The sequence below is a fragment of the Ramlibacter sp. genome, assembly GCF_035706265.1.
In the GTDB taxonomy this organism is placed as follows: Bacteria; Pseudomonadota; Gammaproteobacteria; order Burkholderiales; family Burkholderiaceae_C; genus Ramlibacter.
In genome coordinates this window covers 1-9,082 of the sequence record NZ_DASSVG010000628.1, presented here as the reverse complement: position 1 = coordinate 9,082, position 9,082 = coordinate 1, and the positions used below count along the sequence as shown (strand labels likewise).

General features: G+C 69.8%; 11 protein-coding genes and 1 pseudogene. 6 read left to right on the top strand and 6 right to left on the bottom strand.

Annotation, left to right across the window (positions count from 1 at the left end; translation table 11 throughout):
- Positions 1-381: pseudogene (locus VFM98_RS22650) on the top strand (hypothetical protein); the annotation flags it as partial.
- A 4-nt stretch (positions 382-385) separates the two neighbouring features.
- On the opposite strand, the gene VFM98_RS22645 reads toward VFM98_RS22650, so the two are convergent.
- A complete protein-coding gene (locus tag VFM98_RS22645; RefSeq protein ID WP_325112155.1) occupies positions 386-1,573 on the bottom strand; it encodes a YihY/virulence factor BrkB family protein in 1,188 nt (395 codons plus the stop codon).
- Positions 1,574-1,739: 166 nt separating this feature from the next.
- Between VFM98_RS22645 and VFM98_RS22640 the strand changes: the two genes are divergently transcribed.
- Positions 1,740-2,645, top strand: a complete 906-nt coding sequence (locus VFM98_RS22640; protein ID WP_325112154.1) for a cation diffusion facilitator family transporter — start codon at positions 1,740-1,742, stop codon at positions 2,643-2,645.
- Between the two features lie 52 nt (positions 2,646-2,697).
- Here the strand turns inward: VFM98_RS22640 and VFM98_RS22635 are convergent, their stop codons facing one another.
- The 4 genes from VFM98_RS22635 to VFM98_RS22620 form a co-directional block, all read right to left on the bottom strand.
- Positions 2,698-3,492: a MetQ/NlpA family ABC transporter substrate-binding protein gene (locus tag VFM98_RS22635; RefSeq protein ID WP_325112153.1), complete on the bottom strand. Its 795-nt coding sequence runs from the start codon at positions 3,490-3,492 to the stop codon at positions 2,698-2,700.
- Between the two features lie 34 nt (positions 3,493-3,526).
- Positions 3,527-4,180 (bottom strand): methionine ABC transporter permease, encoded by a 654-nt coding sequence (locus VFM98_RS22630; RefSeq protein ID WP_325112152.1) that lies wholly within the window; start codon positions 4,178-4,180, stop codon positions 3,527-3,529.
- A 13-nt stretch (positions 4,181-4,193) separates the two neighbouring features.
- A complete protein-coding gene (locus tag VFM98_RS22625; protein WP_325112151.1) occupies positions 4,194-5,222 on the bottom strand; it encodes a methionine ABC transporter ATP-binding protein in 1,029 nt (342 codons plus the stop codon).
- Positions 5,223-5,684: 462 nt separating this feature from the next.
- Positions 5,685-6,074, bottom strand: a complete 390-nt coding sequence (locus tag VFM98_RS22620) for a response regulator (protein WP_325112150.1) — start codon at positions 6,072-6,074, stop codon at positions 5,685-5,687.
- Positions 6,075-6,296: 222 nt separating this feature from the next.
- On the opposite strand from VFM98_RS22620, the gene VFM98_RS22615 reads away from it, so the two are divergent.
- The gene (locus VFM98_RS22615; protein WP_325112149.1) at positions 6,297-7,112 is read left to right on the top strand and encodes a hypothetical protein; all 816 of its coding nucleotides are present in this window, start codon (positions 6,297-6,299) and stop codon (positions 7,110-7,112) included.
- 81 nt (positions 7,113-7,193) lie between these two features.
- On the top strand, positions 7,194-7,508 hold the full coding sequence (locus tag VFM98_RS22610) for a hypothetical protein (RefSeq protein WP_325112148.1): 315 nt from the start codon (positions 7,194-7,196) through the stop codon (positions 7,506-7,508).
- A gap of 64 nt (positions 7,509-7,572) precedes the next feature.
- Here VFM98_RS22610 and VFM98_RS22605 read toward each other — a convergent pair whose 3' ends face one another.
- Complete coding sequence (locus tag VFM98_RS22605) at positions 7,573-7,698, bottom strand: hypothetical protein (RefSeq protein ID WP_325112147.1); 126 nt, start codon at positions 7,696-7,698, stop codon at positions 7,573-7,575.
- Positions 7,699-7,958: 260 nt separating this feature from the next.
- Here VFM98_RS22605 and VFM98_RS22600 point away from each other — a divergent pair, with 260 nt between their 5' ends.
- Together VFM98_RS22600 and VFM98_RS22595 are read left to right on the top strand one after the other, a co-directional pair.
- The gene (locus VFM98_RS22600; RefSeq protein ID WP_325112146.1) at positions 7,959-8,231 is read left to right on the top strand and encodes a FeoA family protein; all 273 of its coding nucleotides are present in this window, start codon (positions 7,959-7,961) and stop codon (positions 8,229-8,231) included.
- Positions 8,228-9,082: FeoB small GTPase domain-containing protein (locus tag VFM98_RS22595; protein ID WP_325112145.1), on the top strand; the 855-nt coding region annotated here is incomplete at its 3' end. The genes VFM98_RS22600 and VFM98_RS22595, both read left to right, overlap by 4 nt.

The following is a 9,082-nucleotide window of genomic DNA, read 5'->3' as shown; positions in this document are numbered from 1 at the left end:
GTGCGCGAATTGAAGCTGCCCGACCCGGGCTCGCGGCCGCAACGCATCGCGGACACGCCGGACAACATGGTGTGGTACACGGACCCCGCCAGGGGCCGGATCGGCCGGCTGGACCCCGGCACCGGCGCCGTGAAGGAATGGCAGTCGCCCAGCGGCCCGGGCTCGGCGCCCTACGGCCTCTCGGCCATCGGCGAGACCCTCTGGTACAGCGAGTCGGGGGCGGCGCCCAACACGGTGGTGCGTTTCGACCCCGGCACCGAGCAGTTCCAGAGCTGGGCCCTCCCGGGCGGCGGCCGCACCATCGCCGTCACCAACGAGGGCGACCTCGTGCTCGCCAACAGCCAGGCGGATGCGGTGACGCTGGTGAAGATCGGCCGGTGACCGTCTACGCCGGCCGGTGACGGCGCTGCCGCACCATGCGCCGCAGCAGCGCAACGCCCATTCCGCCCACGACCGCCGCGCCGCCCGCCAGCGCGGCCTCGATCGCGGGCTTGTCCCACCACGCGCGCGGCTCCAGCGCGTCGCGCTGCACCTGCTCGCTGCGCAGCAGGGCGCGGTTGTCGTCCAGCCGCACCGCGCCGGAAGCTCGCGGCAGCGGCACCGCGGCGGGCGGCACGATTTCCTTGGCCGAGGCCGCTGCGGCGGCGCCAGCGACCGCGTCCGAATCGACCGGCTCGCCCGTCATCTCCGTGGCCCGGGTCGCCTCCATCGCCGCCTGGCCCGAATAGGAGCCGTGCTCCTGCGCGTAGACCTTGGTGAACTCCGCGCCGAGCAGGAAGATCTGCGCCGCGTAGTAGACCCACGCGATCAGGATCACCAGCGAGCCGGCGGCGGCGAAGGTCTCCGTCATGCTGCTCTTGCCCAGGTAGAGGCCGATCAGGAACTTGCCCATCTCGAACAGGATGGCGGTGGCGAACGCCCCCACCCACACGTCGCGCCAGCCGATCTTCGTCGACGGCATCAGCTTGTAGATCATCGCGAACAGCAGCGTCGCGATGCCCAGCGAGACGGCGAAGTTCAGCACCTGCAGCAGCAGCTCCGCCCCCGGCATCAGCCGCGAGGTGAAGCTGCCGAAGGCCGCGACCGCCGCGCTCACGGCCAGCGACACCATCAGCAGGAACACCATGCCGAGGATCAGGCCGAAGGACAGCAGGCGCGCCCGCAGCGTGGCCCAGACGCCCTTGGGCTTCTGCGCCGGCGGCACGTGCCAGATGCGGTCCAGCGCGCTCTGCAGCTCGGCGAACACGGTGGTGGCGCCCATCAGCAGCACGCCCACGCTCACGAGGCCGGCGACCAGGCCCTTGTCCGTGTCGCTGGCAGCGGCCACCAGGTTCTGCACCAGCGCGGCGCCTTGCGGCCCGATCAGACCGGACATCTGCGCCACGATCTCGCCCTGCACCGCCTCGCGCCCGAACACGGCGCCGGCGACCGCGATCACGATCACCAGCAGCGGCGCCAGCGAGAACACGGTGTAGTAGGAGATGGCCGCGCCCATGCTGGGCGCGTAGTCGGCCGACCAGGCCTTCACCGCCTTGACGAAGAGCCGGAACAGGTGAGCGGGGCGGAACTTCATTGCGGGCATCCTCCAGTCCACGCCCGTTTGTAGCCCGGGCGCAGCGGCCGGCCTTGTCGTCCGGCGCGGTCGGAACGCGTCGGTGCGGATGCAGCCGTGCATGGCTCTGCGGCCGGCGGGAAAACCCGGTTTGCACCCCTTGCCCGCGCCCGCAGCATGCCTGCCCATGGCCGAATCCCGGGTCGCGATCTACGGCGCCATCGCCGCCAACCTGGCGATCGCCACCACCAAGTTCGTCGTCGCCGGCCTCACCGGCAGCTCCGCCATGCTTTCGGAAGGCATCCACTCGCTGGTGGACACGGGCAACGGCGCACTGCTGCTGGTGGGCCTGAAGCGCAGCCAGCGCCCGGCCTCGGAGCAGCATCCCTTCGGCCACGGCAAGGAGCTCTATTTCTGGAGCCTGATCGTGGCCGTGCTGATCTTCGGCGCCGGCGGCGGCGTATCGTTTTACGAGGGGATCGTGCACGTGCGCCATCCGAACCCGCTGGAGGACGCGCACTGGAACTACGTCGTGCTGGGCTGCGCCGCCGTGTTCGAAGGCATGAGCTTCGCGCTCGCTTTCCGACAGTTCTCGCACGAGCGCGGCGACACGCCGTTCTGGGAGGCGCTGCACACCAGCAAGGACCCCTCCACCTACACCGTGCTGGCCGAGGATTCGGCGGCGCTGCTGGGGCTGGCCATTGCCGCGCTGGGCGTCTTCTTCAGCCACCAGCTGGAGATGCCGCGTGTGGACGGCGTCGCCTCGATCCTGATCGGCCTGCTGCTGGCCGGCGTGGCCGTGCTGCTGATCCGCGAATCGCGCGGGCTGCTGGTCGGCGAGGGCGTGAGCGCCGAGACGGCGCAGGCCATCCGGGCGATCGCCCGCGGCGAGCCGGGCGTGCGCGAAGTCGGACGCGTGCTGTCGATGTACGTCGGGCCGGAGGACGTGCTGGTGACCTTCGACCTCGCGTTCGCGCCGGAGGTGCCGGCGGCCGACGTGGCCGCCGCGATCCGGCGCATCGAGCAGGCGGTGCGCGAGCGCTTTCCGCGCGTGCGGCGCATCTTCCTGGAGCCGGTGCGCGGCAGCGCCTGAGGCTGCTCGCGCCTTTCGGGCGTGCGGGCGCCGCGGCGGCGCCCGTGAACGCTCAGAAGCCGGGAACCACCGCGCCCTTGAACTGGACCTGCACGAACTTGCGCACTTCCTCCGACTGGTACGCCTTCACCAGCTTGGCGACCCAGGGCTTGTCCTTGTCCTGCTCGCGCACGGCGATCAGGTTGACGTAGGGGCTCTTGGCGTTTTCCTGCGCGATGGCGTCCTTGCCCGGGTGCAGGCCGGCGGGGATGGCGTAGTTGGTGTTGACGGCAGAGGCGTCGAGGTCGTCCAGCGAGCGCGGCAGCTGCGCGGCCTCGAGCTCCACGAACTTCAGCTTCTTCGGGTTCTCGACCACGTCCAGCGGCGTGGCCTTCAGGCCGGCGTTCGGCTTCAGCTTGATCAGGCCCTGGTCCTGCAGCACCAGCAGCGCGCGGCCGCCGTTGGTGGGATCGTTCGGGATGCCGAAGCGCGCGCCCTGCTTCAGGTCCTTCAGGCTCCTGACCTTCTTCGAATAGATGCCGATCGGAAAGTTGACGGTGTAGCCCACCGCGGTGATCTTGTAGCCGCGGTCCTTCACCTGCTGATCCAGGAAGGGCTTGTGCTGGTAGCTGTTGGCGTCGAGATCGCCGGTGGCGAGGGCCGCGTTGGGCTGGATGTAGTCGGTGAATTCGACGATCTGGATCTTCAGGCCGTCGCGCTCGGCGACCTTCTTCACCTGTTCCAGGATCTGCGAGTGCGGGCCGGCGGTGGCGCCGATCTTGATCGGCTTGTCCTGGGCGAGCGCCACGCCGGAGACGGCGGCGACCGCGAGGGCAAGGGAGGTTTGCAGGAGAGTGCGTTTGTTCATGGTCTGGTTTTCCTTTGTTGAAAGCAAGGCTGCGTCATGCGACGGGTGATCTGTGGCTCAGGCGGCGCACCGCCCAGTCGCCGAGGCTCTGCACGGCCTGCACGAAAGCGACCAGCACCACCACCACGGCCAGCATGATTTCCGGCAGGAAGCGCTGGTAGCCGTAGCGGATGCCGAGGTCGCCGAGGCCGCCGCCGCCGATCGCGCCGGCCATGGCCGAATAGCCCGTGAGGCTCACCAGCGTGACAGTGAAGCCGGCGACGATGCCCGGCAGCGCCTCCGGCAGCAGCACCTTGAAGACGATCTGCGAGGTGGTGGCGCCCATGGCCTGCGCGGCCTCGACGAGGCCGTGGTCGACTTCGCGCAGCGAGGTCTCGACCAGCCGCGCGATGAAGGGCGCGGCGGCCAGAGTGAGCGGCACCACCGCGGCGGCGGTGCCGATGGAGGAGCCGGTCACGAGCCGCGTGAACGGAATGATCGCGACCAGCAGGATGATGAAGGGCGTGGAACGCACCGCGTTCACGACCGCGCCGACCACCCGGTTGACGCCGCCGTGCTGCAGCACGCCGCCGCGGTCCGTCAGGCGCAGCAGCACGCCCAGCGGAATGCCGATCGCCGCGCCGGCCAGGCCGGAGATGCCGACCATCAGCAGCGTTTCCCAGAGCGAGGTGGCGAAGAGTTCCAGCATCGCGGGGGTGAAGTCATCCCACCTGGGCCACCTCCTCCACCAACACGCCGGCGCCGCGCAGCTGCGCCGTCGCCGCATCGATCTTCTCGCGCGCGCCGCGGGCGAACACCGCCAGCGAGCCGAAGGGCTGGCCCTGCACCTCGTCGACCTGGCCGTGCACGATGCTCAGGTCGATGCCGTGCTGGCGCACGATGTCCGACAGCAGCGGCTGGTCGGCGCGCTGGCCGGCGAAGGCCAGCCGCAGCAGCTGCGCCTCGGCGGGGCGCTCGGTCATCAGCGCGCGGATGCGCGCCAGCACGCCTTCGGGCAGCGCCTGCGGGACGATCTCCTCGATCAGGCTGCGGGTGGTGGCGTGCTGCGGCCGGGTGAACACATCGATCACCGGGCCCTGCTCCACGATGCGGCCGGCGTCGATCACGGCCACGCGGTCGGCGATCTGCTTGATCACCTGCATCTGGTGCGTGATCAGCACGATGGTCAGGCCGAACTCGCGGTTGATCTGCTTCAGTAGGCCGAGGATGGAGCGCGTGGTCTCAGGGTCCAGCGCCGAAGTGGCCTCGTCGGACAGCAGCACCTTGGGCCGGTTGGCCAGCGCCCGCGCGATGCCCACGCGCTGCTTCTGGCCGCCGCTGATCTGCGCCGGGTAGCGGTCGCGCATCTGCGCCAGCCCGACCAGGTCCAGCAGTTCGTCGACGCGCCGCCGGGTTTCGTCGCCGGCCACGCCAGCCAGCTCCAGCGGCAGCGCCACGTTCTGCGCGACGGTGCGCGAGGACAGCAGGTTGAAGTGCTGGAAGATCAGCCCGATCTCGCGCCGCGCCTGGCGCAGTTGCGCGTCCGGCAGCGCGGTGAGCTCGCGCCCGGCGACGAACACCTTGCCCGCCTTGGGCCGGTTCAGCAGGTTGATGGAGCGCACCAGCGAGCTCTTGCCGGCGCCGCTGCGGCCGATGATGCCGAAGATCTCGCCCGGCGCGACCCGCAGGTCGACGCCGCGCAAGGCTTCGTGCGCGCCATAGGCCTGGGTGAGGCCTTGCAGTTGGATCATGAAGTTTCTTTCGGGCGGACGATGCCGCGGCCGGCCGGCCTTCGTGGGGGCGGCACGGAAAGGAGAACGGAAGGGAAACGCGGAAGGAGCGCGCGGGCGCTCAGGCGTTACATCGCGTGCAAGGACGCATTCGCCACGGGGAAGGAGCCAAGCTCATGGGCTGCATTGTGGCCCGCCAGGCCCGAAACGCGAACGAACAATTCGTTCCATGCATATTCCGGCGGCGCGGGAGCGCCCGTACGGAAGATCGCGGCCTAACAGGCTAGGTGAATTCCTGGCGCGCATCCCTCCTTGGCCGCAACCCGGGCAGAACGAAAGTGCCGAGGGTGGGCGATTCTCCCCGGGTCTGGGGGCTGGCGCCGATGGGCTGGAGTGGGGGCTGGCACCCGAATGAGGGGCCACGCGCGTCCGGCAACGAGAAAGAAGGAAGGAGAAATGGCGGCGGGGCCGCCGGGCGGGCGCTCAAGCGCCGTGGTTGCCGCAGTCGCAGTCGCGCGCGGCCGTGCGCAGCCACTGCTCCATCTCGGCGAGCGCGAAGGGCTTGTGCAGCACGTGGGCGACCTGGTGCTCGCCGGCGCGCCAGACCACCGACTCGCTGGTATGCGCCGTCATCATGATGCAGCCGCAGGGATCGTCCTGCGCCCGCATGGCGCCGAGGATCTGGAAGCCGTCCATGTCGGGCAGCTGGTAGTCCATCAGGACCACGCAAGGGCGGCTGCGGGCATATTCGGCCAGCGCTCCTTCGCCGGTGCGGGCGAGCTGCGCGTCCCATCCGCGACGGCGCAGGTATTCCTGGAGATTGCTCCCCAGGAAATGCTCGTCTTCGACGATGAGAACGGACCCGCGCGCCACGATGAACTCCCTGACATGAAAACTATCGGTGCAAGAACCTGAGCACGAGCCATGCCAGTAACGCATGGATGCATTTGATGCGGCACCGCGCGGTGGCAGCGCGCTCAGCCGGAAATCGCCGCACCCGCCGGCTGGCCCTGCTCCTACGCTCAGGCGCACCGCGCGCGCACGGGCGCCGCGACGGCGCCTGCCTAAGCTGGCATCCGTCGCAGGAGGGCCGGCATGCAAAGGCAGGACCGCGCGGGGCCGAAGCGCTCCGAATTCGTGAGATGGGCCAGGGCGGGCGTCCTGGCCGGGATCGTGGTGATCGTGGCGGTGCCCATGCTCACGGCCAGCTGGAAGCGCCATCATGCGGCGCCGCCGCAGGCGTCCGCGCCCACGCAGCAGATGGGGGCGCAGCCGCAGCCGCGGGTGCAGCTCGCGGATTTCGGCGCAGAGCAGCCCTCGCCCGATGCGCGGCTGCTGGCCAACTGGGTGGTGGCGACGGGCAACCAGCGCAAACACGCCTTCATCGTGGTGGACAAGAAGGATGCGCGCGTCTACGTCTTCATGCCCGACGGCCGGCTGCGCGACAGCGCCCCGGTGCTGCTGGGCGAAGCGCACGGCGACGACGTGGCACCCGGCGTGGGCGACAAGCCGCTGGAAGAGGTGCAGCCGCAGGAGAAGACCACGCCCGCCGGCCGCTTCGTCGCCGAGTCCGGCATGAACACCGAGCACGAGGACGTGATCTGGGTCGACTACGACCAGGCGATCTCCATGCACCGCGTGCGTCCCTGGGTGGAAACCGAGCGCCGGCTGGAGCGCCTGGCCAGCCTCACGACCGACGACAACCGGATCTCCTTCGGCTGCATCAACCTGCCCGTGCGCTTCTACGAAGACGTGGCCAAGCCGACGGTGACGCAGTACGGCGCCATCGTCTACGTGCTGCCCGAAGTGAAGACGCTGCAGCAGGTGTTCGGCGCCTACGACGTCACCGACCCCGCCCAGGTGGCCGCCGCCCGGCAGTCGGCCAAGGCCCGGCCGGCGGTGCAGGGCTGAAGACGCCCGACCTGATTGACATTGCTCAATCCGCGCGCGCTGCGTGCCCGTAGTCTGGCTCCATCAGACAAGGAGAACGACGTGGCAAAGATGCAGTCCGCGCACGTGAGGAACATGCTGGGGGAAGTCGAGCCCTGGGAACTGCAGGCGGTGGGGCGGTACGGGATTCCGGTGCTGCAGCGCATCGAGCAGATCAAGACCCAGGCGCGGCGCCTGGCCGGCCGCAACGACGACCGCTGCTACCTGCTGCTGCTCGAGGAGCGGCTGCTCAACGACCTGGTGGTGGACATGGCGTCGGCCTACCTCGACATGGAGCGGGTGGGGCGCCAGATCCAGGCGGGACGCTACAAGGTGGGGAAGACGGAGACGGATCTCTATCGAGCGATCGTCCACTGAGGAGGGGGAAGCCTGGGGGCGGATGCCGGTATGCCATCCGCCCCGGGAGGTCGATCCGGCCGGATCAGATCCCCGTGCAGCGGCTGATGTAGCTGGCGATCTGGATCACCGTGTTGTTGATGCTGCTCTTGCCGCTGTTCTTGTCCTTGGAGCCGCCCTTGCCGGCGCGGACATTGGTCTTGATCTTCATGCAGGTACCTTTGGTCGTGGGGATACGTGCGTTGCGCACGCGCATTGCCGGCCCCATGCCGGCAATTCTTGTCGTCGCCGGAAGAGCAGCAAGACCCGGGCCTGCGCTGGAACGCCTTTTGCTAAAAGCTTCGGTTTAACTTTTGCCGCCCGGCGTGGGGAATCGGGGAAAAGTGCCGGGTGCTTCCACCCAGGTACTACCCACCGGGTTAAAGCGAAGCATTCCGCGTTCTAGAATCGCCGCAACACATCCTTACGTCCATGAGCTCCCAAGCAAGTGCGCAGCGGCTGGACCAGGCCGAGCGGGGCCGCCGCTACACGGTGCGGCAGGTCGCGCCCGACCCGCGGGTTCCCGAGCGCGCGCGGCAGCTGGAGGAGATCGGCTTCCTGCCGGGCGAACAGGTGGTGGTGATGACCCGCGGCTTTCCCGGCGGCGATCCGCTGGTGGTGCGGGTGGGCCAGTCCACCTTCGCGCTGCGCGGCGCCGAAGCCGCCTGCGTGCACATCGAAGCGGGCGAAGCCGGCGGCGCATGAACGAAGCCGTCATCCACCTGCACCCGCCGGGCCGGCTGGCCGCGCTGGTGGGCAACCCGAACGCCGGCAAGACGGCCCTGTTCAACCGCCTGACCGGCAGCCGCCAGAAGGTGGCCAACTACGCCGGCGTCACCATCGAGCGCAAGGAGGGCCGGCTCACGCTGGCTTCGGGCAAGACGGTGCGCGTGCTCGACCTGCCCGGCACCTACAGCCTGCACCCGCGCTCGCCCGACGAGCGCATCACCTGCCAGGTGCTGCAGGGCAACGCCGCCGGCGAGAAGCGGCCGGACCTGGTGGTGTGCGTGGTCGACGCCACCAACCTGCGGCGCGGCCTGCGCCTGGTGCTGGGCGTCAAGCGCATGGGCCTGCCCTGCGTGGTGGCGCTCAACATGGCGGACCTGGCCGCCAGCCGCGGCCTGCGCGTGGACCCCGAGGCGCTCTCGGGCGAGCTGGGCGTACCCGTGGTGAGCACGGTGGCGGTGCGCAGCGACGGCGACGCGCCGCTGCGGGCGCTGCTGGAGCGTCCCGAGATCTGGAAGGCGCTGCCGCGGCCGGCCGATCCCATGCCGGCGCCCCAAGACGAACTGCCGGACCACCAGGCCGTGCGCGCGATCCTGCAGCGCCTGGGCCTCGATGCCGCCGTCCCGCACCTGCTGAGCGACCGCATCGACCGCGTGGTACTCCACCCCGTGCTGGGCCCCATGCTGCTCGCGCTGCTGCTGTTCCTGATGTTCCAGGCCGTGTTCGCCTGGGCCGAGGCGCCCAAGGGGGCGATCGAGGCGGCCACCGAATGGGCGGGGCAGCTGGCCGGCAGCTGGCTGCCCGCCGGCTACCTGCGCAGCTTCGTGGTG

Coding starts and splice junctions, on each gene's coding strand:
- VFM98_RS22630 (WP_325112152.1), bottom strand. CDS start 4,180: ATGCTGGAACTCTTCGCCACCTCGCTCTGGGAAACGCTGCTGATGGTC.
- VFM98_RS22645 (WP_325112155.1), bottom strand. CDS start 1,573: ATGAAGTTCCGCCCCGCTCACCTGTTCCGGCTCTTCGTCAAGGCGGTG.
- VFM98_RS22625 (WP_325112151.1), bottom strand. CDS start 5,222: ATGATCCAACTGCAAGGCCTCACCCAGGCCTATGGCGCGCACGAAGCC.
- VFM98_RS22615 (WP_325112149.1), top strand. CDS start 6,297: ATGCAAAGGCAGGACCGCGCGGGGCCGAAGCGCTCCGAATTCGTGAGA.
- VFM98_RS22600 (WP_325112146.1), top strand. CDS start 7,959: ATGAGCTCCCAAGCAAGTGCGCAGCGGCTGGACCAGGCCGAGCGGGGC.
- VFM98_RS22635 (WP_325112153.1), bottom strand. CDS start 3,492: ATGAACAAACGCACTCTCCTGCAAACCTCCCTTGCCCTCGCGGTCGCC.
- VFM98_RS22605 (WP_325112147.1), bottom strand. CDS start 7,698: ATGAAGATCAAGACCAATGTCCGCGCCGGCAAGGGCGGCTCCAAGGAC.
- VFM98_RS22640 (WP_325112154.1), top strand. CDS start 1,740: ATGGCCGAATCCCGGGTCGCGATCTACGGCGCCATCGCCGCCAACCTG.